Here is a 24,663-nt window from a genome sequence, read left to right as displayed (position 1 = left end):
TTCCCGGATCCGCTGTTCTGCTGATGTCCGTCACGGATCATCTCTGCCACGATCAGACACATGACGAATTTCCTAGTCAAGACGATCGCGAACGCGGGCGCGCTGGGCGTGGCCATCTGGTTGGTTCCCGACATCACGCTGACCGGCGACAGCACGGGCGGGAAGGCGCTGTCCCTGCTGCTGGTCGCGCTGGTCTTCGGACTGGTCAACCTCCTGGTCAAGCCGGTGGTGAAGCTCCTCTCCCTGCCGCTGTTCATCCTCACCCTGGGCCTGTTCACCCTGGTCGTGAACGCCCTGATGCTGCTGCTGACCTCGTGGCTGGCGGACAAGCTCAACCTCGACTTCCACGTCGAGGGCTTCTGGGCCGCCGTCGTCGGCGGCCTGATCATCAGCGTCGTCTCGTGGGCGCTGAACACGCTGCTGCCCGACAACGACTGATCGGCGACACCATGGGAAGGACCGCCGCGTGAGCACCCGGAACACGTACGGCGACGGCACCCGCGCCGTCCGCGCCGGGATCCCCGAGCCGGTCAGGAACGAGCCGGTGCTCCCCGGCCCGGCCTTCGCCGCACACTTCCACCTGCCGGGCGAGGTGGCGGGTCCGTACACGTACGGCCGCGACACCAATCCCACGTGGACCCTGCTGGAGCGGGCCATCGGCGAACTGGAGGCCCCCGGCCACGACGACGCCGACACCGTGGTCTTCGCCTCGGGCATGGCGGCCGTCTCGGCCGTCCTGCTCTCCGGCGCCCGGTCCGGCGACACCGTCGTGCTGCCCTCCGACGGATACCAGGCCCTGCCACTGCTGCGCGAACAGCTGGAGGCGTACGGCGTGCGCGTGCGCACCGCCCCCACCGCCGGGGAAGCGCAGCTCGACGCCCTGGACGGCGCGGCACTGCTGTGGATCGAGACCCCGTCGAACCCGGGACTCGACGTCTGCGACGTACGGCGGCTGGCCGAGGCGGCACACGAGCGGGGCTGCCTGGTCGCGGTCGACAACACCCTGGCCACGCCCTTGGGGCAGCGGCCCCTGGAGCTGGGCGCGGACTTCTCCGTGGCCAGCGGGACCAAGGGGCTGACCGGCCACGGCGACCTGCTGCTCGGCTACGTCACCTGCCGCGACCCGGAGCTGGCGGCGCGGGTGCGGCGCTGGCGCAAGGTGGTCGGCGCGATCCCCGGGCCCATGGAGGCCTGGCTGGCGCACCGCTCGATCGCCACGATCCAGCTGCGCCTCCAGCGTCAGTGGGCCAATGCCCTCGCCGTCTCCGAGGCTCTGGACGGACGGGACGGGGTGAGTGGTCTCCGCTATCCCGGGCTGCCCTCCGACCCCTCGCACAAGGTGGCCGCCCGGCAGATGTGGGGCTACGGCGGCGTGGTCTCCTTCACGCTTCCCGACCGCGCCGCCGCCGAGCGGTTCCTGACGGCCCTGCGGCTGGTCGAGGACGCCACCAGCTTCGGGGGCGTGCGGTCCACCGCCGAGCGGCGCGGCCGCTGGGGCGGGGACGCCGTGCCGGAGGGGTTCATCCGCTTCTCGGCGGGCGTCGAGGACACCGAGGACCTGGTCGCGGACGTACTCAGGGCCCTGGACGCGGCCGGCGCCCGCTGACCTGCGGAGACGCAGAGCGCAGCAGGACGCTCCGAGCCTCCCCCCTCATGGCTCGGAGCGTCCGGGGTCCCGCGCGGTCAGGGCGCTAAGAACCACGCGGACAAGGCTAGTTGACTCTGCGTCAGAGTCCAATCACGTTAACGACAGCGACCTATCGACATATTTATAGTGGGGAGTCCGCCGGGAGCCCGTGGGGCGACGTCTACCGGAGAGGGGCAGCCATGGACCTCTCCCTGCTGCGCACCTTCGTCGCCGTTCACCGCGCCGGGTCGTTCACCAGGGCCGCCGCCCTGCTCGGCCTGTCCCAGCCCGCGGTGACCTCCCAGATCCGCACCCTGGAGCGGCAGCTGGGCCGGCCCCTGTTCCTGCGCCGGGCCCGCGGCGTCACGCCGACGGCGGTCGGGGACGAGCTGGCGCACAGGGCCGGCCCCCATCTGGACGCGCTGCTGGCGATCACCGGCACGGATGCCGACGCCACCGGCCCCGGCCTGCGCTCCCTGCACCTGGCCGGACCTCCCGAGTTCGTCTCCCAGCGCGTGATCCCCGCACTTGCGCCGCTGGTCGAGGCGGGCCAGACGCTGCGGACCTCGTTACTTGCGGACACCGACGAGATCCTGGAGGGACTGGCTGCCGGGCACCACGACCTGGTCGTCACCACCGCCCGGCCCCGCGGCCCGCTGTTCACGGTGCACGCCCTGTGCGACGAGGAGCACGTGCTGGTCGGCGCCCCCGCCTGGGCCGCGTACGCCGACCCGGTCGCCCTGCGCGAGAAGGGCTCCGGGGCCCTGGCCGGGCTGCCGCTCGTCGAGGTGCACGAATCTCTGCCGCTGGTCACCCGGTACTGGGCGGCCGTCTTCGACGCCGTACCGGGCGCGCCCGCCGCCGTGGTGGTCCCCGACCTCCGGGCGGTGCTGGCGTGCGTGACGGCGGGGGCCGGGCTGGCCGTGCTGCCGCGCTACCTGTGCGAGGAGGCGCTGGCGCTGGGGCGGGTGGTGGCACTGATCGAGCCGCCCGTACCGCCGCTGCGGACGTACTTCCTGGTCGTGCGGGCGGGGACGCTGGGGCTGCCGCACCTCGCCCGTGCCCACGAGCGGCTGCTGACGGAAGCCGGGGCTTGGTGAGTTTCAGACGGGGTGTACTGGGCCACTCTTCTCCCATGACCGAACGTCCCGTGGTCAAACGCACCGCCCGCGCCATCCTGCTCGACGGTGAAGACCTGATCCTGATCAAGCGCAGCAAGCCCGGGGTCGATCCCTACTGGGTCACCCCCGGCGGGGGAGTCGAGCCCACCGACGCCACGGTCGTCGACGCCCTGCACCGGGAGGTGCACGAGGAACTCGGCGCGAAGATCACCGACGTCGTGCCCTGCTTCGTGGACACCGTGGAGCACATCGCCGAGGGCGGGGTGACCGGGGTCAAGGTGCAGCACTTCTTCGTCTGCCGCCTGGAGTCCATGGACGTCTCGAAGCGGCACGGGCCCGAGGTCGACGAGCCGCAGGGCGAGTACGAGATCGTGCGCGTGCCCTTCAGCCGGGTGGGGATCGCCGCCGTCCACCTCGTACCGCTGTCCCTGCGGCACTACCTCGACGGCAACATCGAGGGCGTGCGCGCCATGCACGCGCCCGACCTGGGCTGACGCGGCCTCACCGGGCGGACCCGGGTCCGGCGGGCCGGCGCGTCCCGAGCCTGGGCCGCCCGGGACCGCTCAGCCCGCGGACACCAGTTCCTCGACGGCGTCGTGCCGGATCCGCTCGCCCGGGATGCCGATGCGCTTGAGGGCGGCCACCCCGCTGCGGATCATCGCAGGGGGCCCGGAGATGTAGGCGTCGTAGGAGTTCCACGGGCCGTGCTCGCCCATCGCCTGCGGCAGCTGGCCGGTCAGCCCGTCGGAGACCACCGGGCGCACGGACAGCCACGGGTGCGACTGCTGGAGGCCCAGGAGCGTGTCGATGTCGTACAGGTCGACATCGCTGCGTGCCCCGTAGAAGACCTCGACCGGGCGTCGCTCACCGTGCTCGGCGACGTCCTCGATCATCGCCTTGATCGGAGCGATGCCCGTGCCCCCGCCGAGGCAGAGCATGCCGTTGTCGGTGGAGTGGTCGACCACCATGGATCCGGCGGGCGGCCCCAGGCGCAGCACGTCACCGGGCCTGGCGTGCCGGACGAGGGCATTCGAGACCCAGCCGGCCGGGACCGCCTTCACGTGGAAGGACAGCAGGTTGTCGCCGCGGGGCGCAGAGGCGAAGGAGTAGTGCCGCCAGACCCGCGGCCACCAGGGCGTCTCCAGGCTGGTGTACTGCCCGGCCAGGAAGGGGTACGGCTGGTCCGGGCGGACCGTGACGACGGCGATGTCCGGAGTGCGCAGCTCGTGCGAGACCACTTCGGCCTGCCACCACGCCGGCCGCGCCCGCTCGTCCTCCGCGGCCGCGTCGATCATGATCTGGGAGATCGCGGTGTAGGCCCGCACCCAGGCGGCCTCGGCCCCCGGCCCCCAGGTGTCCGACGCGTACCGCGACAGCGCACCGATCAGGGCCTCCCCGACGGCCGGATAGTGGTCGGGGAGGGTTCCGTACTTGCGGTGGCCGCTGCCGAGACGTCGCAGGTACGGGGCAAGGACCGCCGGGTTGTCGATGTGCTCGGCCGCGGTGAGCAGGGCCTTGAGGAGGCGGTCCCGCTGGGCGTCCATCGCCGCCGGGAACATCGCGCGGAGATCGGGGTGCCGGGTGAACACCAGCGCGTAGAAGTACGAGGTGACCTTGTCGGCGATGGGCGCGATCTCCGCCAGCGTGCGACGGATGAGCACGGCGTCCGGCGAGGGCTCGGCCCCGCCGGACAGGGGGTCCGCCGCCGCTTCGCCAGGCGGGGCACCCTCCGAGGTGTCCTGCGCGGTGCCCGTCGGGGGTGGCAGAAGCGGTTCTGCCGCGGGGGGCGGCACGACGGGGGCGGGACGGGAGGCGGGCCTGGGTTGCGAGCGGCCCACCTTGCGTATCTGGGCCATACCCCTGGCCGGTCTGGTGGGCGGAGCGTCCATGCGGTGCCTCGCTTCGAGCAACTCGGTCGGTAGCAACTCGTTCGTATGCGCGCGCCTCGGCCTCGAATCCGTGATTCCGGGCTTTCGCAGCATGCCAGCCCACTACCGCAGTCGGCGCAAAACGCGGAAACTCCGCGTTTCACGCCGAATTTGGGGTTAGGATCCGTCCCCCGCGCGCCGCGGCTGCTGCACCAGCCGGTACGCCTCCCGCAGGTCGAAGCCCTGGTAGACATGGGTGGCGACGGCCGCCAGATGGGGGCGGGCGTTCACCGCCACCGAGACCGGGACGGCCTTGAAGAGCTCCACATCCGTGGCGGAGTCCCCGTAGGCCACGCAGTCCTGCAGGCTCACGCCGAAGCGGGCGCAGAGGCGGTCGGCGACGTCCACCTTGCCCGCGGGCGTGAGGATCCCGGCGATGTCCACGGGCCGGGTGAACGGGACCTCGGGGAAGACCGAGCCGTGGGCGGCATGAGCTCCCCATTCAAGGAGGAGTTCCACGAAGAACGACGGGGACAGCGAGATCACGGCGCAGTAGTCACCCCGCTCGCGGATCTCCTGCCAGACCTCCTTGATGCCCAGAAGCCAGGGCGCCCCGTCGAAGGCGGCGCGGACGTGCTCCGTCGTGAGCCCGGCCCACAGCGTGTGCAGGCGTACCGCGAAGTCGGGCGGCCCGATCCGGCGGGCGCTGAACTCCGCTTCCAGAGCTGCGATCTCCGTCGACAGACCGAGCTGGCGGGAAATCTCGGCCGGTGCGGCGGTGCCGTGCATCAGCGTGCCGTCGAGATCGAAGAGGTGGAGTGCCGTCATGGCAGTCGAGGCTAGAGGGTGCCCGCCGCCACGTTTCACGTGAAACATCGCGATCTTGAGAGAAGACTCGCAGGACGCGGGTGAAATCGGCTGGACTGCCACCCGGTGGTGATCCAGGCTGATCGAGTGCCCTCATCATCGCTGTCCACGCCGCTGCCGACCCTGACAATCCGCACGCTCACCGTGGAGGACGTGCCCCGCTGTGCCGATCTCTCCGAGGACCGCGGCTGGCCTCGCGAAGAGCACAAATGGGGGCTGCTGCTCGCGGCGGGGACCGGCTACGGCGTCGACGCCCCGGACGGCCGGGGCCTGGCCGCCGCCTGCGTCGTCACCCGGTACGGCAGTACGGGCACCGGGCCCGAACTGGCGGCCATCGGCATGGTGCTGGTCGCCGAGCGCTTCGCACGCCAGGGGCTCGGGCGGTGGCTGATGACCGCCGTCTGCGAGGAGCTCGCCCCGGTACCCCTCACCCTGCACGCCACGTCCTACGGACGGCCGCTCTACGAGGAACTGGGCTTCGACACCCCCGGGCGCGCGGAGATGCTGATGGGGCACTTCAGGGCCGCCGACGCGGGTGGCGGGTCCGGCGTGACGGTCCGGCCGGCGGTCGCGGGGGACCTGCCCTCCATCCTGCGGCTGGATGCCGAGGTGTTCGGGGCCGACCGCACCCACATGATCACGCGCCTGCCCGCCTTCTCGGACCGGCTGCTGGTCGCCGAGGACGAGGCGGGCAACCTCATCGGGTACGCGTCGGCCTGGCCCAACATGAGCACCCATGTCGTGGGTCCGCTGATCGCCCGTGACACGGATACGGCCAAGGCGCTGGTGAGCGGGCTGGCCGCCGGAACGGACCGGCCGCTGCGCACGGACGTGGACGTGCGTCACGAGGAGCTGCGGGACTGGCTGAAGGCCCGGGGACTGGAATCGATCGCCTTCAACGCGGTGATGACCAAAGGTCTCCCGGACCTGCCCGGCGACTGGACCCGGCGCTTCGCCCCCCTGACGGTGGCGGCGGGATGAGCCTAGGCTCGCGATCATGAACGAATCGAAGCAGCTGGAGATCCGCCCGGTCACCGAGGCCGACCTGCCGGCCATCGTCGCGATGCTGGCGGACGACCCGCTGGGCGCGAGCCGCGAGACCCCGGACGACCTCGGTCCGTACCGTACGGCCATGCGCCGGCTGACGGACGACCCGAACCAGCACCTCGTCGCCGCGGTGCGCGGGGACCGGGTCGTGGGGACCCTCCAGCTGACGGTGATCCCCGGGCTCTCCCGGACCGCGACCACCCGGGCGCTCATCGAGGGCGTCCGGGTGCACACCGACGAACGCGGCAGTGGTCTGGGTGCCGAGCTGATCGAGTGGGCGGTGGCCGAGGCCCGCCGGCAGGACTGCGCACTGGTACAGCTCACCTCGGACGCAACGCGCACCGATGCCCACCGCTTCTACGAGCGGCTCGGCTTCACGGCCTCGCATGTCGGATTCAAGCTCCAGCTCTGACCTGGCCGTTCCGCCCCCTACCATCCTGGGCATGGGCAAGAGCCTCCGCACGATCACCGATGCCGAGCGCCGCGCGCGGCTGGGCGTCCGCCACTGCCTGGCGCCCTCCGCCCGTGCGGCGACCGTGGCCGCAGCGGCGGACGCGGTCGTCGCCCTGCACGCCACGGATGCCGCCACGGTCTTCCTCTCGGCCAGGGCCAGGCTGACGGACCCCGACATCACCGCGATGGAGGGCGAGTTCTACGAGGACCTCGCGGTGGTCCGTCTGCTGAGCATGCGGAACACGCTCTTCGCCGTCTCGCGCGAACTGGCCCCGTACGTGGACGCCTCCACGGCCCGGACGATCGCCGCCAAGGAGCGCTCGACGCTGCTCAAGCACTTCGAGGAGGACGGCCAGGGGCTCGACGCCGCCTGGCTGGCCCGCGCCGAGGCGGACACGCTGGCGGAACTCGATGCCCGGGGCCCGCTGACCGGCACCCAGCTGTCGTCGTCCGTCGAGGCCCTCCGCCGGAAGATCACCGTGTTCCCCGGCAAGAAGTACGAGACCGTCCAGGGCGTGGCCACCCGGGTCCTGCGGGTCCTCGCCGCCGAGGGCCGGATCCGGCGGGACCGCCCCCGGGGCGGCTGGACCTCCAGCCAGTTCCGCTGGACGCACTCCGAGCCGTGGCCCGGGCTCCTCCCCGTCGCGGAGGCCCGGGCCGAACTCGCGCGCCGCTGGCTCTGGGCGTACGGGCCGGCGACCGAGGCCGACCTGAAGTGGTGGACCGGCTGGACGCTCACCGAGGCGCGCAAGGCCCTCGCCGCCGTCGGCGCGGAGGAGGTGCTGCTCGACGGCGGCGCCACCGCCGTGGTGGCGCCCGGCGACGACGGACCCGTACCCGCACCCGAACCCTGGGTCGCTCTGCTCCCCGCGCTGGACCCCAGTGGGATGGGCTGGGCCGACCGGGACTTCCACCTCGACCCCGGCCATCGCGCCGCACTCTTCGACCGGGCCGGCAACATCGGCCCCTCGGTCTGGTGGAACGGCGAGGTCGTGGGCGGCTGGGCCCAGCGCTCCGACGGGGAGATCGTGTGGCGGCTGCTGTCGGACCTCGGGTCCGAGGCCGCGGCCCGGATCGGCGCCGAGGCCGCTCGCCTCGGCGCCTGGCTGGGCGGGGCCCGGGTCACCCCGCGCTTCCGGACCCCGCTCGAACGCGAACTGGTCGCCTAGAAGAGCTGCTTCGCGCCGCCTAAAGGTCCTGCTGCGAGCCCCGCCAGCCACGCGGGTCCACCCCGCCCGGGACCGGCGCGGTCTCGTCGTACGGCGTCCGGGTGAAGCAGAACGAGCCCAGGTCGAGATGGCTCAGGGTGCCATCGGGGCGCCGCACCGCGCGCAGGGTCTCCCCCGCGTGGTAGCCGTTCTCGCCCGTCCAGGTGCCGTCCTGCCCGGCGCGCAGCCGGCTGGCGCGGCCCTGGCCCGCGAGGGGCGCCAGCTCCAGGTTCCCGTCCCGCGTCAGGCGCAGCAGGTGGGGGGCGGTGCCCCAGTACCAGGGGCCGGTCAGCTCCAGCAGCGCCGGATCCGCCTCGGGTGCGGGGCGCCAGGGCTCCGGGATCCGCGGTTCCGCCTCGGCGACGATCCGTACGAGATCGGTGGCGAGCGCCGAAGCCGGCAGCCCCGACGTGCAGTTGGCCAGCACCACGGCCGCCACGTCGTCCGCCTCGCTCAGCCAGAGGCCGGCGACGAAACCGGGCAGGGACCCGCCGTGACCCACGAGCGTGCGGTCGCCGGACCGCTGGATCTGGAGCCCGAGCCCGTAGCCGAGGTCGGCCAGGCCGGGCTCCGGCGGCGACACGGCCACGCGCATCTCCCGTACCGTCGCGGCGCCGAGCACCCGGTCGTCGCCCCTGAGCAGGAAGGCGGCGAAGCGCGCCAGGTCCTCGGTGGTCGACCACAGCGCACCGGCCGGCGCCATCAGACCGAGGTCCTCCACGGGCTCGGGCATCATCACGTCGGCCCACGGATGCACGGCCCAGCCACCCGCGTGCGGGGCCTCGGGCAGCGCGCTCGTCCGGGTCAGGCCCAGCGGCTCCAGGACCTCGGAGCGCAGCACCTCCTCCCAGGTCCGCCCGCGCACCGCGGCGACGAGCGCACCCAGGAGCGTGTAACCCGGGTTGGAGTAGTGGTGCCGGCGGCCCGGGGCGTGCTTGAAGGGATCCACGCCCAGTACGTCGGCCAGTTCGGGCCGCAGCGATCCGGGCGAGCGCTCCCACCACTGCCCGGGTGTCTCGGCCGCCAGGCCGCCCGCGTGGCACAGCAGCTGACCGATGGTCACCTCACCGGCTCCCGTGCCCGGAAGGTGCTTCTCCAGCGGGTCCGACAGGTCGAGCAGGCCCTCGTCGCGGAGGCGCAGCACGAGCACGGCGGTGAAGGTCTTGCTGATCGAGCCGATCCGGTACTGCACCCCGCCGTCCGGGGCGTGGTCCTCGACGCAGGACTTGGCCCCCTCCCACACGGTCGCGCCGCCCCGGGCGACGGCGGCGACGAGGGACGGCGCCCGGCCCTCGGCCTGGGCGACGGCGATCCTGTGCAGCAGGGCACGACGGGTCGCGGGCAGCAGCTCTTCAGGTGCGGAAGTCATGCCCAGAGCTTCGCATCAGATCTCGTCGGCGTAGTGCACGAGAAGGGCGATCTCGACCGACTCCCCCAAGGACACACCGTCCGAGTGAGGGACGGAGTGCGGCCGGGTACACCACGCTGGTCCATGCGCCGGGCACCCACGGAACGGAAGGCCGGACCATGCGGAAACTGATCTACGGCATGAACCTGACCCTGGACGGCTACATCGCCGCGGCAGGTGACGACATCGGCTGGAGCGGACCTCCGAGCGACGAGCTGTTCCAGTGGTGGCTCGACCACGAGCTGGCAAGTGGCCTGTCGCTGTACGGGCGCAAGCTGTGGGAGACGATGAGCTCCTACTGGCCGACCGGCGACCAGCGGCCCGACGCCACCCCGGCACAGATCGAGTTCGCGCGGAACTGGCGTGACACGCCGAAGGTGGTGTTCTCCTCCACGATCGACAGGGTCGACTGGAACACCCGCCTGGTCACCGGCGACGCGATCGCCGAAATCACCCGTCTCAAGGCCGGGGACGGCGGACCGATGACCATCGGCGGCGCGACGCTCGCCGGTGCGGCCATGCGCGCCGGGCTGATCGACGAGTACGTGATCGCCACCCACCCGGTCCTGGTGGGCGGCGGCACGCCGTTCTTCACCGCGCTGGACGGCTGGGTGAGGCTGAACCTGGTGGAGACGCGGACGATTGCCGGCGGCGTGGTCCTGACCAGGTACGAGACGAGGCGCTGAGCGGCAGCGCCCCGCGCGAGGTCGGCTCAGGTGTTGGCCATGTCGACGAAGCGGGAGTAGTGGCCCTGGAAGGCCACGGTGATCGTCGCCGTCGGACCGTTTCGGTGCTTGGCGACGATCAGGTCGGCCTCGCCCGCACGGGGCGACTCCTTCTCGTAGGCGTCCTCGCGGTGCAACAGGATGACCATGTCGGCGTCCTGCTCGATGGAGCCGGACTCACGGAGGTCGGAGACCATCGGCTTCTTGTCGGTGCGCTGCTCGGGACCACGGTTCAGCTGCGAGAGCGCGATCACCGGCACCTCGAGCTCCTTCGCCAGCAGCTTGAGGTTTCGCGACATGTCCGAGACCTCCTGCTGGCGGCTCTCGGGGCGCCGCGCGCCACCGGACTGCATCAGCTGGAGGTAGTCGATGACGACGAGCTGGAGGTCCTGGCGCTGCTTGAGGCGGCGGCACTTGGCTCGGATCTCCATCATCGACAGGTTGGGGGAGTCGTCGATGTAGAGCGGCGCGGCGGAGACGTCGGGCATCCGGCGGGCGAGCCGGGTCCAGTCGTCGTCCGTCATCGTGCCGGAACGCATGTGGTGCAGCGCGACCCGGGCCTCGGCGGACAGCAGGCGCATCGCGATCTCGTTGCGGCCCATTTCGAGGGAGAAGATGACGCTGGGCATGTTGTTCTTGATCGAACAGGCCCTGGCGAAGTCGAGCGCCAGGGTGGACTTGCCCATCGCGGGACGGGCCGCGATGACGATCATCTGGCCGGGGTGGAGGCCGTTCGTCAGGGAGTCGAGGTCGGTGAAGCCGGTCGGCACGCCGGACATCTGGCCGCTGCGCGAGCCGATCGCCTCGATCTCGTCGAGGGCGCCCTCCATGATGTCGCCGAGCGGCAGGTAGTCCTCGGAGGTGCGCTGCTCGGTGACGGCGTAGATCTCGGCCTGGGCGCTGTTGACGATCTCGTCGACGTCGCCGTCGGCGGCGTAGCCCATCTGCGTGATCTTGGTGCCGGCGGCCACCAGCCGCCGCAGCACCGCCCGCTCGTGGACGATCTCGGCGTAGTACTCGGCGTTGGCCGCGGTGGGCACCGACTGCACCAGGGTGTGCAGGTAGGCCGCGCCGCCGACCTTGGTGATCTCGCCGCGCTTGGTGAGTTCCGCGCCCACGGTGATCGGGTCGGCGGGCTCGCCCTTGGCGTAGAGGTCCAGGATCGCCTGGTAGATCGTCTCGTGCGACGGCCGGTAGAAGTCGTGGCCCTTGAGGACCTCGACCACGTCGGCGATGGCGTCCTTGGACAGCAGCATGCCGCCGAGGACGGACTGCTCGGCGTCGAGGTCCTGCGGGGGCACGCGCTCGAAGCCGCCACCGCCGCCGTCCCAGGAGTCTCCCTCGCGGCCGCGCTCATGCTGCTCTTCGCCACGACGGCGCGCACCGTCGACGCGGCGAGGCCGTGAGACCGGGAGAACGTCGCTGGGTCCGCTGTCGGCCCAGGGGTCGTCCATGGGCTCGGGAATGCTCACCGGGCCGTCTCCTCCCGTCCGCTGCGCGGACCTCGCCGTGTCACTCTTTCTACGCCACGGCTCTGACATTTCAGGCGTCCGAATCGCACTCTCCGGGGCGCTCTCCCCGGCTTCCGGCGGGGCGTGTCCCCCGGCCGGCAGGTGCCGGAAGAGAGGCGGGACGACGGACAACGGTAGGCCCGCGGGCACCGTCAGCCAATCTGGTTATCCACAGGCTGTGTGGATGAGCGCGCCAAGTCTGTGGGTAACCCTGCGGATCCTGTGTACGGAGCGGGGGATGGCACTGTGGACAAACTCATAGCACCTCCCCTTACACCCCATCTGACCTGGACTTTCCCCATTCAGCGCCTGTGGGGGACAAAAAGTTTGGCGAGGGTTTCAAGATCGGCGCGAACGCCGCACGAGGAGTGTCGTACGACACCCCGAAGTAATGGTCATTCTGGCATTGCGTCTATTACCTGTGGAAGATTAGATTGAGCACATGACACAAGCGCCCCCAGGACCCGAGGCGAGGCCCCGGCAGCACGACCGCGAGATCCTCGGACTCGCACTGCCGGCCTTCGGCGCGCTCGTAGCCGAACCGCTCTTCGTGCTGGCCGACAGCGCCATCGTGGGCCACCTCGGGACGTCCCAGCTGGCCGGGCTGGGCGTGGCCGCGGCGCTCCTCACGACGGCTGTCAGCGTCTTCGTCTTCCTCGCGTACGCGACCACCGCGGCCGTCGCCCGGCGCGTCGGCGCCGGTGATCTCGGTGCGGCAATCCGCCAGGGCATGGACGGCATCTGGCTCGCCCTGCTGCTCGGCGCCGTGGTGATCGCCGTGGTCCTGCCGGCGGCGCCCTGGCTGATCGGCCTGCTCGGCGCCTCCGACACCGCGGCCCCGTACGGAGTGACCTACCTGCGGATCTCCGCCCTCGGCATCCCGGCCATGCTCGTGGTGCTGGCCGCCACCGGTGTGCTGCGCGGCCTCCAGGACACCCGTACGCCCCTGTACGTCGCCATCGGCGGGTTCGCCGCCAACGCCGCCCTGAACGTCGGTCTCGTCTATGGTGCCGGACTGGGCATCGCGGGCTCCGCCTGGGGCACCGTGATCGCCCAGTGCGGCATGGCCGTCGCCTACCTCGTCGTGGTGGTACGCGGCGCCCGGCGGCACGGCGCCTCGCTGCGCCCCGACCCCGCCGGGATCCGGGCCTGCGCCCAGGCCGGTGCGCCGCTGCTGGTCCGGACGCTCTCCCTGCGTGCCGTCCTGGTGATCGCGACCATGGTGGCGGCCCGGCTGGGCGACGCCGAAATCGCGGCCCACCAGATCCTGCTGTCCCTGTGGAGCCTGCTCGCATTCGCCCTCGACGCCATCGCCATCGCGGGGCAGGCCATCATCGGCCGCTACCTCGGGGCCGGCGACACAACGGGCGCCAAGGCCGTGTGCCGTCGGATGGTGCAGTGGGGGACCGTCTCGGGCGTGGTCCTCGGCCTGCTGGTCGTCGTCGCCCGGCCGCTCTTCATCCCGCTGTTCACCAGTGATCCCAGCGTGGAGAGCGCCCTGCTGCCCGCCCTCCTGGTGGTCGCCCTCTCGCAGCCGGTCTCGGGCATCGTGTTCGTGCTCGACGGTGTGCTGATGGGCGCGGGCGACGGCACCTACCTGGCCTGGGCCATGCTGCTCACGCTGGCCGTGTTCACGCCCGCCGCGCTCCTCGTCCCCGCTCTCGGCGGTGGCCTCACGGCGCTGTGGTGGGCCATGACGCTGATGATGCTGGTCAGGATGGCGACCCTGCAGCTGCGCGCCCGGTCAGGCCGCTGGCTGGTCACCGGCGCCACCCGCTGACGGCTGCCACGACCGCCGCCCGCCTGCCCCGCTGTCCCCGCGTCCGGATGTTTCACGTGAAACAGCGGACGGGCGATGTTTCACGTGAAACGACGAAGGGCCGCACCCCGGAGGGTGCGGCCCTTCATGCGCGGCACTTAGGCGGCGACGACCTCGACACCGAGCTGCGCGACAACCTCAGCGTGCAGACGCACGGAGACCTGGTGCGCACCCAGGGTCTTGATCGGCGAGCCCAGCTCGACGCGGCGCTTGTCGACCTTCGGGCCACCGGAAGCCTCGATCGCCGTGGCGATGTCGGCCGGGGTGACGGAACCGAAGAGGCGACCGGCGTCACCCGAGCGGGTGGCCAGGCGGACCTTCAGACCCTCGAGCTGGGCCTTGACCTCGTTGGCCTGCTCGATGGTCGCGATCTCGTGGATCTTGCGGGCGCGGCGGATCTGCGCCACGTCCTTCTCGCCGCCCTTGGTCCAGCGGATGGCGAAGCCACGCGGGACCAGGTAGTTGCGAGCGTAGCCGTCCTTGACGTCGACGACGTCGCCGGCGGTGCCGAGGCCAGAGACCTCGTGGGTCAGGATGATCTTCATTAGTTGGTCACCCTTCCCTTATCGCGCGGTGGACGTGTAGGGCAGCAGCGCCATCTCACGGCTGTTCTTGACGGCCGTGGCGACGTCACGCTGGTGCTGCGTGCAGTTGCCGGTCACGCGACGGGCACGGATCTTGCCACGGTCGGAAATGAACTTCCGCAGCATGTTCGTGTCCTTGTAGTCCACGTACGCGGTCTTGTCCTTGCAGAACGCGCAGACCTTCTTCTTAGGCTTGCGCACAGGCGGCTTCGCCATGGTGTTTCTCCTGTGTGATCAAGAAGTTTGGGTACGGGCTGCCCTAGAAGGGCGGCTCGTCCGAGTAGCCGCCGCCGTTGCCGCCGGAGCTGCCGCCCCAGCCGCCACCGCCGCCCTGCTGGCCACCGGCCGGCGCGCTGGACGCCCACGGGTCGTCGGAGGGAGCTCCGCCGCCCTGCGGACCGCCGCTGGGGGCTCCGCCCCAGCCGCCGCCACCGCCGCCGCCCTGCTGGCCGCCACCGCCGTAACCACCCTGGCCACCACGACCGGCGGTCTTGGTGACCTTGGCCGTGGCGTTGCGCAGGCTGGGGCCGACTTCCTCGACGTCCAGCTCGAAGACCGTGCGCTTGACACCCTCGCGGTCCTCGTACGACCGCTGCCTCAGCCGGCCCTGCACGACGACGCGCATGCCGCGCTGAAGCGACTCGGCGACGTTCTCGGCCGCCTGCCGCCACACCGAGCAGGTCAGGAACAGGCTCTCGCCGTCCTTCCACTCGTTGGTCTGGCGGTCAAAGGTGCGGGGGGTGGACGCGACACGGAACTTCGCGACTGCCGCCCCGGACGGGGTGAAGCGCAGCTCGGGGTCGTCGACGAGATTGCCGACGACCGTGATGACGGTCTCGCCTGCCATGGATGAACCTCTCGGCGGGGATTGCTGCTGGCTGCTTGTGCTACTCGAACCCGATTACCTCTGAGCGGAAGCTCAGTGGGTCTCGGGGCGGAGGACCTTGGTCCGGAGGACCGACTCGTTCAGGTTCATCTGGCGGTCGAGCTCCTTGACGACCGCAGGCTCGGCCTGCAGGTCGATGACCGAGTAGATGCCCTCGGGCTTCTTCTTGATCTCGTAAGCGAGACGACGACGGCCCCAGGTGTCGACCTTCTCGACCTTTCCGTTGCCCTCACGGACGACGGAGAGGAAGTTCTCGATCAGCGGGGAGACAGCGCGCTCCTCGAGATCGGGGTCGAGGATGACCATCACCTCGTAGTGACGCATGTGGAACCCACCTCCTTTGGACTCAGCGGCCACGGTCGTTCCGTGGCAGGAGGGTCGTGATGCGTGCCGCGCGGCGTTCCCAGAGCCGACTGGTCTGAGAGCAGACACCGCGCAGACCGTACAGAGTACCTGCTCACCTCCTTCCGGTTGAAATCCGGCAGCGAGGGGCCACAATCTGTACACAACGGGTGTGCGCGGTGCTATGCCCGGCAGACGGCCGGGCGGCCCCGCGGCACCACTCTCCAGCGCCGGGAGGTGCCCCTCATGGCACAGGCAATCCGACCCCAGTCCCAGATCTCCCTCCTCGCGACCGACGGCAAGCCGCACCCGCTCCAGGACACCCTGCTCGCGATCACGCTGGTGCTCGGAGCCGTGGCCGTCATCACCGCGTTCTTCGACAACCTGCACCTGCTGACCTCGTGGGCCGGGCTGATCGGGATCGTGACGGGCGCCTACGGACAGTTCATCTCCGAGACGACACGCGAACGCTTCGGCATGGTCCTAGGCCTCGGCGCCTCCGCGCTCGGCTTCGGCATCGGCATGGCGCACGGCGGGCTTTTCGGCGGCCTTCTGGGCTGACCGGCGCTCCTCCGCGGCAGGGCGCCACCGGGCGGCCGGGCACGTGCACGGGACGTCCCCCAGAAGGGTGGCGCCCTTGTCGCAGTAGGCTTCGCGCCATACCAGCGAAGCCGCCGGAGGAGACGCCCCGCATGAGCCTGTCCCTGAGGACCATCAGCCGAGAGCAGCATCTGGCTTACATCCAGAGCCTGCCCTCGGCTAGCCACTGCCAGGTCCCGGCGTGGGCCGACGTCAAGAACGAGTGGCGTTCGGAGAACCTCGGATGGTTCGACAAGAGCGGTGAACTCGTGGGCGTGGCCCTCGTGTTGTACCGCCAGCTGCCCAAGGTGAAGCGCTACCTGGCGTACCTCCCCGAGGGCCCCGTCATCAACTGGTACGCCCCCAACCTGGACGAGTGGCTCCAGCCGATGCTGGCCCATCTCAAGCAGCAGGGCGCGTTCACCGTCAAGATGGGACCGCCGGTCGTCATCCGCCGCTGGAACGCGGCCGCGATCAAGTCCGGCATCCAGGACCCCGAGGTCAAGCGCCTGCGTGACGTCGAGGCCACGCACATCGAGCCGCGCGCCTTCGAGGTGTCCGACAAGCTGCGCCGGATGGGCTGGCAGCAGGGCGAGGACGGCGGCGCCGGTTTCGGCGACGTCCAGCCCCGGTACGTCTTCCAGGTACCGCTCGCCAACCGCTCGCTCGACGACGTCCTCAAGGGCTTCAACCAGCTCTGGCGCCGCAACATCAAGAAGGCCGAGAAGGCCGGCGTCGAGGTCGTCCAGGGCGGCTACGACGACCTGCCGGACTGGCAGCGCCTGTACGAGATCACCGCGGAGCGCGACAAGTTCCGCCCCCGCCCGCTGAGCTACTTCCAGCGCCAGTGGACGGCCCTCAACTCCGAGGACCCGAACCGCATGCGGCTCTACCTCGCCAAGCACGAGGGCGAAGCGGTCGCCGCAGCCACCATGCTGACGGTAGGCCAGCACGTCTGGTACTCGTACGGCGCGTCCGCCAACCACAAGCGCGAGGTCCGCCCCTCGAACGCGATGCAGTGGCGCATGCTGCGCGATGCCTACGCCCTGGGCGCGAGCGTCTACGACCTGCGCGGCATCAGCGACTCCCTCGACGAGAACGACCACCTCTTCGGTCTGATCCAGTTCAAGGTCGGCACGGGCGGCGAGGCCGTCGAGTACGTCGGCGAGTGGGACTTCCCGCTCAACAAGCTGCTGCACAAGGCCCTCGACATCTACATGTCGCGTCGCTGACAGCAGCACCCCACCCCTCACACACTCGAGAAAGGTTCCGGTCGGGCATGGCGCTCACGCTCTACGTCGACACCGCGCGCTGGCGTGCGCACCACAAGCAGGTGCTGGACCAGTTCCCCGGGCTGATCCCCGTCTGCAAGGGCAACGGCTACGGCTTCGGCCACGAGCGGCTCGCCGAGGAGGCGACACGGCTGGGCGCCGACATCCTGGCGGTCGGCACGACGTACGAGGCCGCCTCGATCAAGGACCTGTTCAGCGGCGACCTGCTGGTCCTCACCCCGTTCCGGCGGGGCGAGGAGCCGGTGCCGCTGCCGGACCGGGTGATCCGGTCGGTGTCCTCCGTGGACGGTGTCCGCGCCCTGGTGGGCGTCCGCATGGTGATCGAGTGCATGAGCTCGATGAAGCGGCACGGCGTCTCCGAGGACGAGCTGGGCCAGCTCGCGGCCGCCATCGAGGACGTCCGCCTGGAGGGCTTCGCCCTCCACCTGCCCCTCGACCGCCCCGACGGTTCCGACGCCGTCGAGGAGGTCATCGGCTGGATGGACCGGCTGCGCGCCGCCCGGCTGCCGCTGCACACCATGTTCGTCAGCCACCTGCGGGCGGAGGAGCTGGTCAGGCTCCAGCAGCAGTTCCCGCAGACCCGCTTCCGGGCCCGGATCGGCACCCGGCTGTGGCTGGGCGACCACGACGCGACCGAGTACCGCGGCGCGGTCCTGGACGTCACCCGGGTCTCCAAGGGCGACCGCTTCGGCTACCGCCAGCAGAAGGCGGCCTCGGACGGCTGGCTGGTGGTGGTGGCCGGCGGCACGTCGCACGGCGTGGGCCTGGAGGCCCCGAAGGCCCTGCACGGCGTGATGCCCCGGGCCAAGGGCGTCGCCCGGGCCGGCCTCGCGACCGTCAACCGGAACCTTTCGCCTTTCGTCTGGGCCGGCAAGCAGCGCTGGTTCGCCGAGCCCCCGCACATGCAGGTGTCGATCCTCTTCGTGCCCTCCGACGCCACGGAGCCGACGGTGGGCGACGAGCTGGTGGCCCACCTCCGGCACACCACCACCCAGCCGGACCGGCTGGTCGACCGCTGACCCGGGCGGGCGGGCCCGCCGTACGTCAGTCGCGTACGGAGGCCCCCCAGTCCACCCGCTGTCCCTCCGAGGGCGCCGCGTCGTGCGGCGCCCTCGCGGCGTGTCCGAGCACGAACACGTCCGGCGCCCCGTCCAGCACGCCCCCCGAGGGGTCGTCGGAGCCGTCCCGCCGTACGACGTCCCGCTCGGGCAGCAGGATGTCGCGCACGACCACGGCGCAGAGGTAGAGCGTCGCGAGCAGGTGGGCCGCGATGGCCAGGTGGTAGCCCTCCAGGGGCAGGCCCTTCGCCCCCTCGCCGCCGGTCGTGCCCGCCAGGTAGAACCAGATGCCGAGGAAGTAGAGGACCTCCCCGGCCTGCCAGATCAGGAAGTCGCGCCAGCGCGGCCGGGCCAGCGCCGCGAGGGGGACCAGCCAGAGCACGTACTGCGGCGAGTACACCTTGTTGGTCAGGATGAACGCGGCCACGACCAGGAAGGCCAGCTGGGCGAAGCGGGGACGGCGCGGCGCGGTCAGGGTGAGCAGGCCGATCGCCCCGCACAGGCCCAGCATGAGCAGCGTTGCGTACGTGTTCACGTCCTCCAGCGGGTTCCCCGTCCGCTGCGAGATGATCAGCCAGAGCGAGCCGAAGTCGACCGGACGCTCCTGGCTGAAGGTGTAGAACTTCTTCCATCCCTCGGGCGCCCACATCATCACGGGCACGTTGACCAGCAGCCACGCACTGGCGGCGCCGAGGGCGGCACGCCCGAGCTCGCGCCACTTCCCGGTGCGCCAGCAGAGCAGGAACAGCGGACCGAGGAGCAGGACGGGGTACAGCTTCGCGGCGGTCGCCAGGCCGATCAGGATGCCGGCGGCCAGTGCCCTGCTCCGCGACCACATGAGCATCGCGGCGGCCGTGAGGGCCAGGGCGAGCAGGTCCCAGTTGATCGTCGCCGTCAGCATGAAGGCGGGGGCCAGGGCCACCAGCAGGCCGTCCCAGGGGCGGCGGCGGTGGGTGCGCGCGACGCAGACGGCGATCACCACCGCGCAGGCCATGAGCATGCCGGCGTTGACCATCCAGTAGATCTGCTCGCGGTGCTGCATGGAGCCGCTGCCCGGGGTCAGCCACGAGGCGACCTCCATGAAGAGACCCGTGAGCACCGGGTACTCCAGGTACTGCATGTCGCCGGCGAGCCGGTCGAAGTACGGCGTGAGGCCGTCGGAGAAACCGCGCGCCACATAGAGGTGCGGGATGTCCGAGTAGCAGGCGTGGGTGTACTGCGCCGTGGCGCCGCGGAACCACGCCCAGTCGTAGCAGGGCACCTTCTGGACCATGCCCAGCGCGAACATCCCGATGGTCACGAGCGCGATGACGCGGACCGGGGTCAGCCAGTGACCGCCGAGCAGCGCGCGGCGTCCCAGCGGGCCGCCGAACAGCACACTGCCGGCCGCGGCGACCTCGTCCTGCTGGGTGGGCAGTACGGGGCGGTCCTCGTGCACCTTCGTCATGCGCTCATCCTGCCGTACCCGGCCGGGAACGCGGAGGGGCGTCGCACCGGGTGGTGCGACGGCCCTCGTACGTGTTGCGGCCGGCCGGCTCCGGCGGCGGGGACTAGTTGTCCGTACCGCCGAGGAGGCCGCCGCTGTTGCCTCCGCCGCTCCGTCCGCCGCTGGTCGGCTTGCTGTACGTCGGGCTCGGGAAGCCGGAGGGGTCGCCGTCCCCGCCGCCGTCGTTGCCCTCGGTGGTGCCGGAGTCGGTGCCGCCGTCCTCACCGCAGTTCCAGTCCCGGGGGCCACAGGTGGGCTTGGGCTTGCGGGTGCGGGTCGCGGTGGGCGAGGGGGACTCGCTCGGCTCCGGCGAGGGGGACTCGGAGACGGTCATCGAGGGGGTCGGCGACGGCGTGGGACCGCCGTCTCCGTCGGCCTCGACGCCGATGTCCTCGGCCTCGGGGAAGTCCAGTTCGGGCTGGCCCTTCAGGGCCGCCTTCATGTACGTGGTCCAGATCTCGGCCGGGATGTCACCACCGTGGATCGAGGAGACGCCGCCGGTGCCGTTCATCGACATCAGCTCCTTGTCCTCGCTGGTGGGGTCGGTACGGAAGAGCGTCACGGCCGTGGACAGCTGCGGGGTGTATCCGACGAACCAGGCCGACTTGTTCTTGTCGGTGGTACCGGTCTTGCCAGCGGCCGGCCGGCCCAGCTTCTTGACCTTGGTACCGGTGCCCTGCTTCACCACGTTCTCGAGCACCTTGGTGATGTTGTCCGCGACGGAGTTGTCCATGGCGCGCTTGGCCGCGGGCTTCTCGAAGCCCTCCAGGGGGCCGTCCTTGGTCTCCACCTTGGTGACGGAGTAGGGCTCGTGGTGGGTGCCCGAGGCGGCGAAGGTGGCGTACGAGTCGGCCATGCGGATCGCGCTCGGGGTCGAGGTGCCGAGCATGAACGAGGCGTCGTTGTTCGGGTTCATCGACTCCTCGAGGATGCCCGTGGACTCGGCGACCTCGCGGACCTTGCTGTGGCCGACGTCGAAGCCGAGCTGCACGAACGGCGTGTTGATCGACTTCTGCATGGCCTCGTCGAGGGTGACCATGCCGTAGCGGGTCGGGCTCTCGTTCTTCTGCCGGAACGGGCGTCCGTTGCTGCCCATGACCGGGTCGCCGTCCCGGTTCTTGATGACGATCAGGTCGTTGCCGTTGTACTTGCTCTCCGGGGAGAGGCCCTCGCCGTCGGTGTTCTGGGTGCCGTACTCCATGGCCGCGGCCAGCACGTACGGCTTCCAGGTCGAGCCGACCGGGACACCGGAGGTGTTGGCGTTGTTCGTGAAGTGCTTCTTGTCCATGCCGGCGCCGCCGTATATGGCGACGATGGCACCGCTCTTGGGGTCGACCGAGGCCGCACCGAACTGGACGTACTTGTCCGTCTCGGGGCGCTCCTTCTCGTCCAGGAACTCCTCGCGGGTCTGGTCCACGGCCTTGGCGAGGGCGTCGACCTTCCGCTTGTCGAAGGTCGTGTGGATCTGGTAGCCGCCGTGGTCGAGCTGGTTGATCGTCATGCCCGACTTCTTGAGCACGTACTGCTTGGCGATCTCGACCAGGTAGCCGGTCTGGCCCCTGAGGGACAGGGCCTCCGCGGGGGGCTGGATCTTGGGGAAGCTCCGGTACTTGTTGCGCTCCTCCTGCGTCATCCGGCCGACCTCCACCTCCCGGTCCAGCACCCAGGCCCAGCGGCGCTTGGCGCGGTCGGTGTTGGCCTTCGGAGTGGCCGCGGCGCCGATGCCGCCGTCCGGGTTGTAGAGGTTGGGGCCCTTGAGCATCTGGGCGAGGAAGGCGCACTCGGAGGGGTCGAGCTGCTCGGCGTTCTTCTTGAAGTACGCCTGCGCGGCGGCCTGGAGGCCGTAGGCGCCCCGGCCGAAGTAGGCGGTGTTGAGGTACCCCGCCATGACGTCGTTCTTGTCGCCGGTGTAGCCCAGCTTCACGGAGATCAGCAGCTCGTGGGCCTTGCGCGTGAGCGTCTGGTCCGCGTCGAGGAAGGTGTTCTTCACGTACTGCTGGGTGATCGTCGAGCCGCCCTGGGTCGAGCCGCCCTTGGCCATGTTCCACACGGCACGGGCGATGCCCATCGGGTCGACGCCGTGGTCGGTGTCGAAGGACTCGTTCTCGGCCGCGATGACCGCGTCCCGCATCTCCTTCGGAATCTTCTCGTACGGGAGGATCTGCCGGTTGCGCTCGCCGCCGACGGCTGCCATCTGGGTGCCGTCGGCCCAGTAGTAGACGTTGTTCTCGGCGATGGCCATGTCGTTCGCGTTGGGCGTGCCGACCATGGCCAGCGCGATGCCCGTGGCGGCGGTCATGGCCGCGAAAAAGCCCAGCGCTGTACCACCCACCAGCTTCCAGGACGGGACGAAGCGCTTCCAGCCGTCCTTGTCGGAGCGGGGGTAGTTGATGAAGCGCTTGTCCGGGGTACGGCCGCGCCCGGCGCCCTGCTCCGGCGCGCGCCTGCGGCTTCCGCTTCCGCGCTGCGCGGCCCGGCGGGCCTCGGCGCGGCCGCCGTATGCGGGCTCCTGCCCGTGCGGAGGGCGGCCGTACGGATCCTGTCCGTACGACTGCTGCCCGTAGGGACCTGAGGGCGACCCGGTGGGCACGTCCCGCCCGGTCGCGGCCCGGCGGCCGGAGCCCTGCTGGGCGGCCCGCCGGTTGGCGGCGCGTCCCCCGCCCTGCGGCTGCGGGGGTTTGCGACGGTGCTCGCTCATCGAACGACTACTCCTCGGACAGGCGAGTGCGCCTGGAAGCGGCAGGTGAATTCCGGTTCCACCGGAGTCATGGCGCACAGACTACGCACGGTCAAAACCCTCGCAGTGCCGAAGTTCACCCCAAATCAGGCAACTTGCCCCCAACGAATTGATGATGTGACGCCGGTCACCATGTCTCCCCTTGCCGAGCGCGGCAGCCAGTTCTATCGTCTGGATGTATCGAGCCGATACATCAGCTCGGCATAAGGGACTAGGGGCAGAGGAGGCATCGGCGGGTGAGCAGGCGCTCCGGCATCCTTGAGTTCGCCGTCCTCGGTCTGCTGCGCGAATCCCCCATGCACGGCTATGAGCTGCGCAAACGGCTCAACACCTCGCTGGGGGTGTTCCGGGCGTTCAGCTACGGGACGCTCTATCCCTGCCTCAAGACGCTGGTCGCAAACGGCTGGTTGATCGAAGAGCCGGGCAGCGCCCCGGAAGACGCTCTCGCCGCTTCACTCGCAGGGCGCCGCGCCAAGATCGTCTACCGGTTGACGGCGGAAGGTAAGGAGCACTTCGAAGAGCTGCTCTCTCACACCGGCCCCGACACGTGGGAAGACGAGTCCTTCGCCGCCCGCTTCGCCTTCTTCGGCCAGACCGAGCGGGACGTGCGTATGCGCGTCCTCGAAGGCCGCCGCAGCCGGCTTGAAGAACGGCTGGAGAAGATGCGGGCCTCGCTCGCCAGGACGCGGGAACGGCTCGACGATTACACGCTTGAGCTGCAGCGTCACGGCATGGAGTCCGTGGAGCGCGAAGTGCGCTGGCTGAACGAGCTCATCGAGAGCGAGCGGGCGGGAAAGGATCAGATGCGATCCGGCCCGTCCGACGACACTGCAAAGTGAGGCCTGCGTCGTGCAGGCCTCGTCCGAGAACAAACAGGGAGCAACCGGAATGGGTTCGGTTCGCGTAGCCATCGTCGGCGTGGGCAACTGCGCCGCCTCGCTGGTGCAGGGCGTCGAGTACTACAAGGACGCCGACCCGGCGTCCAAGGTCCCCGGCCTGATGCACGTCCAGTTCGGCGACTACCACGTGCGTGACGTCGAGTTCGTCGCCGCGTTCGACGTGGACGCGAAGAAGGTCGGCCTCGACCTGGCGGACGCCATCGGCGCCAGCGAGAACAACACCATCAAGATCTGCGACGTGCCCGCCACGGGCGTCACCGTCCAGCGCGGCCACACCCTCGACGGTCTCGGCAAGTACTACAAGGCCACCATCGAGGAGTCCGCCGAGGCGCCGGTCGACGTCGTCCAGGTCCTGAAGGACCGCGAGGTCGACGTCCTCGTCTGCTACCTGCCCGTCGGTTCCGAGGACGCCGCGAAGTTCTACGCGCAGTGCGCCATCGACGCCAAGGTCGGCTTCGTCAACGCCCTCCCGGTCTTCATCGCCGGCACCAAGGAGTGGGCCGACAAGTTCACCGAGGCCGGTGTCCCGATCGTCGGTGACGACATCAAGTCGCAGGTCGGCGCCACCATCACGCACCGCGTGATGGCGAAGCTCTTCGAGGACCGCGGTGTCGTCCTCGAGCGCACCATGCAGCTGAACGTCGGCGGCAACATGGACTTCAAGAACATGCTCGAGCGCGAGCGCCTGGAGTCCAAGAAGATCTCCAAGACCCAGGCCGTCACCTCCCAGATCCCCGACCGGGACCTGGGCGAGAAGAACGTCCACATCGGCCCGTCCGACTACGTCGCGTGGCTCGACGACCGCAAGTGGGCCTACGTCCGCCTCGAGGGCCGCGCCTTCGGTGACGTTCCGCTGAACCTGGAGTACAAGCTCGAGGTGTGGGACTCCCCCAACTCCGCCGGTGTCATCATCGACGCCCTGCGCGCCGCGAAGATCGCCAAGGACCGGGGCATCGGTGGCCCGATCCTCTCCGCGTCCTCGTACTTCATGAAGTCCCCGCCGGTCCAGTACTTCGACGACGAGGCCCGCGAGAACGTCGAGAAGTTCATCAAGGGCGAGGTCGAGCGCTAAGCAAGACCGGTGTGTCCCGCTCTGTGCGGGCTCCTCACCCGTTCTTCGCGAAGGGTCCCCGGGCAATGTGCCCG

The 24,663-nt window shown here is 70.4% G+C and carries 24 protein-coding genes; 14 read left to right on the top strand and 10 right to left on the bottom strand.

All coding sequences use genetic code 11. From position 1 onward, the window contains the following. Positions 1 to 60: 60 nt before the first annotated feature. The 4 genes from ACIF6F_RS10720 to ACIF6F_RS10705 all read left to right on the top strand — a co-directional run bounded on the left by ACIF6F_RS10720 (position 61) and on the right by ACIF6F_RS10705 (position 3,242). Positions 61 to 438: a phage holin family protein gene (locus ACIF6F_RS10720; protein WP_399944157.1), complete on the top strand. Its 378-nt coding sequence runs from the start codon at positions 61 to 63 to the stop codon at positions 436 to 438. 28 nt (positions 439 to 466) lie between these two features. Continuing rightward, positions 467 to 1,606, top strand: a complete 1,140-nt coding sequence (locus tag ACIF6F_RS10715; RefSeq protein WP_399944155.1) for a cystathionine gamma-lyase — start codon at positions 467 to 469, stop codon at positions 1,604 to 1,606. A gap of 221 nt (positions 1,607 to 1,827) precedes the next feature. Continuing rightward, entirely contained in the window at positions 1,828 to 2,727 is a 900-nt protein-coding gene (locus ACIF6F_RS10710; protein ID WP_399944153.1) for a LysR family transcriptional regulator, read from the top strand. 35 nt (positions 2,728 to 2,762) lie between these two features. Next, positions 2,763 to 3,242, top strand: a complete 480-nt coding sequence (locus ACIF6F_RS10705; protein ID WP_399944150.1) for an NUDIX domain-containing protein — start codon at positions 2,763 to 2,765, stop codon at positions 3,240 to 3,242. Positions 3,243 to 3,311: 69 nt separating this feature from the next. Here the strand turns inward: ACIF6F_RS10705 and ACIF6F_RS10700 are convergent, their stop codons facing one another. Both ACIF6F_RS10700 and ACIF6F_RS10695 read right to left on the bottom strand, forming a co-directional pair. Further along, complete coding sequence (locus ACIF6F_RS10700) at positions 3,312 to 4,604, bottom strand: globin domain-containing protein (RefSeq protein ID WP_399944147.1); 1,293 nt, start codon at positions 4,602 to 4,604, stop codon at positions 3,312 to 3,314. A gap of 189 nt (positions 4,605 to 4,793) precedes the next feature. After that, on the bottom strand, positions 4,794 to 5,444 hold the full coding sequence (locus ACIF6F_RS10695; RefSeq protein ID WP_399944144.1) for an HAD family hydrolase: 651 nt from the start codon (positions 5,442 to 5,444) through the stop codon (positions 4,794 to 4,796). A gap of 141 nt (positions 5,445 to 5,585) precedes the next feature. On the opposite strand from ACIF6F_RS10695, the gene ACIF6F_RS10690 reads away from it, so the two are divergent. The 3 genes from ACIF6F_RS10690 to ACIF6F_RS10680 are packed head-to-tail and all read left to right on the top strand — an operon-like array spanning position 5,586 to position 8,152. Next, positions 5,586 to 6,464 carry a GNAT family N-acetyltransferase gene (locus ACIF6F_RS10690; RefSeq protein WP_399944590.1) on the top strand — a complete coding sequence of 293 codons (879 nt, stop codon included), beginning with the start codon at positions 5,586 to 5,588 and terminating at the stop codon, positions 6,462 to 6,464. 16 nt (positions 6,465 to 6,480) lie between these two features. Beyond that, positions 6,481 to 6,942: a GNAT family N-acetyltransferase gene (locus tag ACIF6F_RS10685; RefSeq protein WP_399944142.1), complete on the top strand. Its 462-nt coding sequence runs from the start codon at positions 6,481 to 6,483 to the stop codon at positions 6,940 to 6,942. A gap of 31 nt (positions 6,943 to 6,973) precedes the next feature. Then, complete coding sequence (locus ACIF6F_RS10680) at positions 6,974 to 8,152, top strand: winged helix DNA-binding domain-containing protein (protein ID WP_399944140.1); 1,179 nt, start codon at positions 6,974 to 6,976, stop codon at positions 8,150 to 8,152. Between the two features lie 19 nt (positions 8,153 to 8,171). On the opposite strand, the gene ACIF6F_RS10675 is transcribed toward ACIF6F_RS10680, so the two are convergent. Beyond that, positions 8,172 to 9,560 (bottom strand): serine hydrolase domain-containing protein, encoded by a 1,389-nt coding sequence (locus tag ACIF6F_RS10675; protein WP_399944137.1) that lies wholly within the window; start codon positions 9,558 to 9,560, stop codon positions 8,172 to 8,174. A gap of 158 nt (positions 9,561 to 9,718) precedes the next feature. On the opposite strand from ACIF6F_RS10675, the gene ACIF6F_RS10670 reads away from it, so the two are divergent. Next, on the top strand, positions 9,719 to 10,285 hold the full coding sequence (locus ACIF6F_RS10670; RefSeq protein WP_399944135.1) for a dihydrofolate reductase family protein: 567 nt from the start codon (positions 9,719 to 9,721) through the stop codon (positions 10,283 to 10,285). 26 nt (positions 10,286 to 10,311) lie between these two features. Here ACIF6F_RS10670 and dnaB read toward each other — a convergent pair whose 3' ends face one another. Then, positions 10,312 to 11,796, bottom strand: coding sequence for a replicative DNA helicase (gene dnaB / locus ACIF6F_RS10665; RefSeq protein ID WP_399944132.1), 1,485 nt, complete (start codon positions 11,794 to 11,796; stop codon positions 10,312 to 10,314). A gap of 481 nt (positions 11,797 to 12,277) precedes the next feature. Between dnaB and ACIF6F_RS10660 the strand changes: the two genes are divergently transcribed. After that, positions 12,278 to 13,615: an MATE family efflux transporter gene (locus tag ACIF6F_RS10660; protein WP_399944129.1), complete on the top strand. Its 1,338-nt coding sequence runs from the start codon at positions 12,278 to 12,280 to the stop codon at positions 13,613 to 13,615. 137 nt (positions 13,616 to 13,752) lie between these two features. Here ACIF6F_RS10660 and rplI read toward each other — a convergent pair whose 3' ends face one another. From rplI to rpsF, 4 genes are all read right to left on the bottom strand, one after another. Next, positions 13,753 to 14,199, bottom strand: coding sequence for a 50S ribosomal protein L9 (gene rplI / locus ACIF6F_RS10655; protein WP_399944126.1), 447 nt, complete (start codon positions 14,197 to 14,199; stop codon positions 13,753 to 13,755). Between the two features lie 18 nt (positions 14,200 to 14,217). Beyond that, complete coding sequence (gene rpsR / locus ACIF6F_RS10650; protein ID WP_005315025.1) at positions 14,218 to 14,454, bottom strand: 30S ribosomal protein S18; 237 nt, start codon at positions 14,452 to 14,454, stop codon at positions 14,218 to 14,220. A gap of 43 nt (positions 14,455 to 14,497) precedes the next feature. After that, positions 14,498 to 15,085, bottom strand: a complete 588-nt coding sequence (locus ACIF6F_RS10645) for a single-stranded DNA-binding protein (RefSeq protein WP_399944123.1) — start codon at positions 15,083 to 15,085, stop codon at positions 14,498 to 14,500. A gap of 72 nt (positions 15,086 to 15,157) precedes the next feature. After that, entirely contained in the window at positions 15,158 to 15,448 is a 291-nt protein-coding gene (gene rpsF / locus ACIF6F_RS10640) for a 30S ribosomal protein S6 (protein ID WP_004950685.1), read from the bottom strand. Positions 15,449 to 15,712: 264 nt separating this feature from the next. On the opposite strand from rpsF, the gene ACIF6F_RS10635 reads away from it, so the two are divergent. From ACIF6F_RS10635 to ACIF6F_RS10625, 3 genes are all read left to right on the top strand, one after another. Beyond that, positions 15,713 to 16,027: a hypothetical protein gene (locus ACIF6F_RS10635; protein WP_399944120.1), complete on the top strand. Its 315-nt coding sequence runs from the start codon at positions 15,713 to 15,715 to the stop codon at positions 16,025 to 16,027. A gap of 131 nt (positions 16,028 to 16,158) precedes the next feature. Continuing rightward, the gene (locus ACIF6F_RS10630; protein WP_399944118.1) at positions 16,159 to 17,277 is read left to right on the top strand and encodes a lipid II:glycine glycyltransferase FemX; all 1,119 of its coding nucleotides are present in this window, start codon (positions 16,159 to 16,161) and stop codon (positions 17,275 to 17,277) included. A 47-nt stretch (positions 17,278 to 17,324) separates the two neighbouring features. Next, entirely contained in the window at positions 17,325 to 18,356 is a 1,032-nt protein-coding gene (locus ACIF6F_RS10625) for an alanine racemase (protein ID WP_399944115.1), read from the top strand. A gap of 25 nt (positions 18,357 to 18,381) precedes the next feature. On the opposite strand, the gene ACIF6F_RS10620 is transcribed toward ACIF6F_RS10625, so the two are convergent. Both ACIF6F_RS10620 and ACIF6F_RS10615 read right to left on the bottom strand, forming a co-directional pair. Further along, the gene (locus ACIF6F_RS10620) at positions 18,382 to 19,842 is read right to left on the bottom strand and encodes a glycosyltransferase family 87 protein (RefSeq protein ID WP_399944112.1); all 1,461 of its coding nucleotides are present in this window, start codon (positions 19,840 to 19,842) and stop codon (positions 18,382 to 18,384) included. Positions 19,843 to 19,945: 103 nt separating this feature from the next. Beyond that, on the bottom strand, positions 19,946 to 22,579 hold the full coding sequence (locus tag ACIF6F_RS10615) for a transglycosylase domain-containing protein (protein WP_399944109.1): 2,634 nt from the start codon (positions 22,577 to 22,579) through the stop codon (positions 19,946 to 19,948). A 275-nt stretch (positions 22,580 to 22,854) separates the two neighbouring features. Here ACIF6F_RS10615 and ACIF6F_RS10610 point away from each other — a divergent pair, with 275 nt between their 5' ends. Together ACIF6F_RS10610 and ACIF6F_RS10605 are read left to right on the top strand one after the other, a co-directional pair. Continuing rightward, positions 22,855 to 23,457 (top strand): helix-turn-helix transcriptional regulator, encoded by a 603-nt coding sequence (locus tag ACIF6F_RS10610; protein WP_399944106.1) that lies wholly within the window; start codon positions 22,855 to 22,857, stop codon positions 23,455 to 23,457. Positions 23,458 to 23,506: 49 nt separating this feature from the next. Next, positions 23,507 to 24,589, top strand: a complete 1,083-nt coding sequence (locus ACIF6F_RS10605; RefSeq protein ID WP_399944103.1) for an inositol-3-phosphate synthase — start codon at positions 23,507 to 23,509, stop codon at positions 24,587 to 24,589. The last annotated feature ends 74 nt before the right edge of the window (positions 24,590 to 24,663 follow it).

This window comes from Streptomyces sp. NPDC086023 (assembly GCF_044540325.1).
In the GTDB taxonomy this organism is placed as follows: Bacteria; Actinomycetota; Actinomycetes; order Streptomycetales; family Streptomycetaceae; genus Streptomyces.
Note: the sequence above shows the minus strand (reverse complement) of the source record. Positions and strands in the feature narration are given on the sequence as shown.

What these genes read in the sequence shown, in the direction of transcription:
- ACIF6F_RS10720 (WP_399944157.1), top strand. Translation starts at nt 61, where the DNA reads ATGACGAATTTCCTAGTCAAGACGATCGCGAACGCGGGCGCGCTGGGC.
- ACIF6F_RS10710 (WP_399944153.1), top strand. Translation starts at nt 1,828, where the DNA reads ATGGACCTCTCCCTGCTGCGCACCTTCGTCGCCGTTCACCGCGCCGGG.
- ACIF6F_RS10705 (WP_399944150.1), top strand. Translation starts at nt 2,763, where the DNA reads ATGACCGAACGTCCCGTGGTCAAACGCACCGCCCGCGCCATCCTGCTC.
- ACIF6F_RS10700 (WP_399944147.1), bottom strand. Translation starts at nt 4,604, where the DNA reads ATGGCCCAGATACGCAAGGTGGGCCGCTCGCAACCCAGGCCCGCCTCC.
- ACIF6F_RS10695 (WP_399944144.1), bottom strand. Translation starts at nt 5,444, where the DNA reads ATGACGGCACTCCACCTCTTCGATCTCGACGGCACGCTGATGCACGGC.
- ACIF6F_RS10685 (WP_399944142.1), top strand. Translation starts at nt 6,481, where the DNA reads ATGAACGAATCGAAGCAGCTGGAGATCCGCCCGGTCACCGAGGCCGAC.
- ACIF6F_RS10680 (WP_399944140.1), top strand. Translation starts at nt 6,974, where the DNA reads ATGGGCAAGAGCCTCCGCACGATCACCGATGCCGAGCGCCGCGCGCGG.
- ACIF6F_RS10675 (WP_399944137.1), bottom strand. Translation starts at nt 9,560, where the DNA reads ATGACTTCCGCACCTGAAGAGCTGCTGCCCGCGACCCGTCGTGCCCTG.
- ACIF6F_RS10670 (WP_399944135.1), top strand. Translation starts at nt 9,719, where the DNA reads ATGCGGAAACTGATCTACGGCATGAACCTGACCCTGGACGGCTACATC.
- ACIF6F_RS10660 (WP_399944129.1), top strand. Translation starts at nt 12,278, where the DNA reads ATGACACAAGCGCCCCCAGGACCCGAGGCGAGGCCCCGGCAGCACGAC.
- rplI (WP_399944126.1), bottom strand. Translation starts at nt 14,199, where the DNA reads ATGAAGATCATCCTGACCCACGAGGTCTCTGGCCTCGGCACCGCCGGC.
- rpsR (WP_005315025.1), bottom strand. Translation starts at nt 14,454, where the DNA reads ATGGCGAAGCCGCCTGTGCGCAAGCCTAAGAAGAAGGTCTGCGCGTTC.
- ACIF6F_RS10645 (WP_399944123.1), bottom strand. Translation starts at nt 15,085, where the DNA reads ATGGCAGGCGAGACCGTCATCACGGTCGTCGGCAATCTCGTCGACGAC.
- rpsF (WP_004950685.1), bottom strand. Translation starts at nt 15,448, where the DNA reads ATGCGTCACTACGAGGTGATGGTCATCCTCGACCCCGATCTCGAGGAG.
- ACIF6F_RS10635 (WP_399944120.1), top strand. Translation starts at nt 15,713, where the DNA reads ATGGCACAGGCAATCCGACCCCAGTCCCAGATCTCCCTCCTCGCGACC.
- ACIF6F_RS10630 (WP_399944118.1), top strand. Translation starts at nt 16,159, where the DNA reads ATGAGCCTGTCCCTGAGGACCATCAGCCGAGAGCAGCATCTGGCTTAC.
- ACIF6F_RS10625 (WP_399944115.1), top strand. Translation starts at nt 17,325, where the DNA reads ATGGCGCTCACGCTCTACGTCGACACCGCGCGCTGGCGTGCGCACCAC.
- ACIF6F_RS10620 (WP_399944112.1), bottom strand. Translation starts at nt 19,842, where the DNA reads ATGACGAAGGTGCACGAGGACCGCCCCGTACTGCCCACCCAGCAGGAC.
- ACIF6F_RS10615 (WP_399944109.1), bottom strand. Translation starts at nt 22,579, where the DNA reads ATGAGCGAGCACCGTCGCAAACCCCCGCAGCCGCAGGGCGGGGGACGC.
- ACIF6F_RS10605 (WP_399944103.1), top strand. Translation starts at nt 23,507, where the DNA reads ATGGGTTCGGTTCGCGTAGCCATCGTCGGCGTGGGCAACTGCGCCGCC.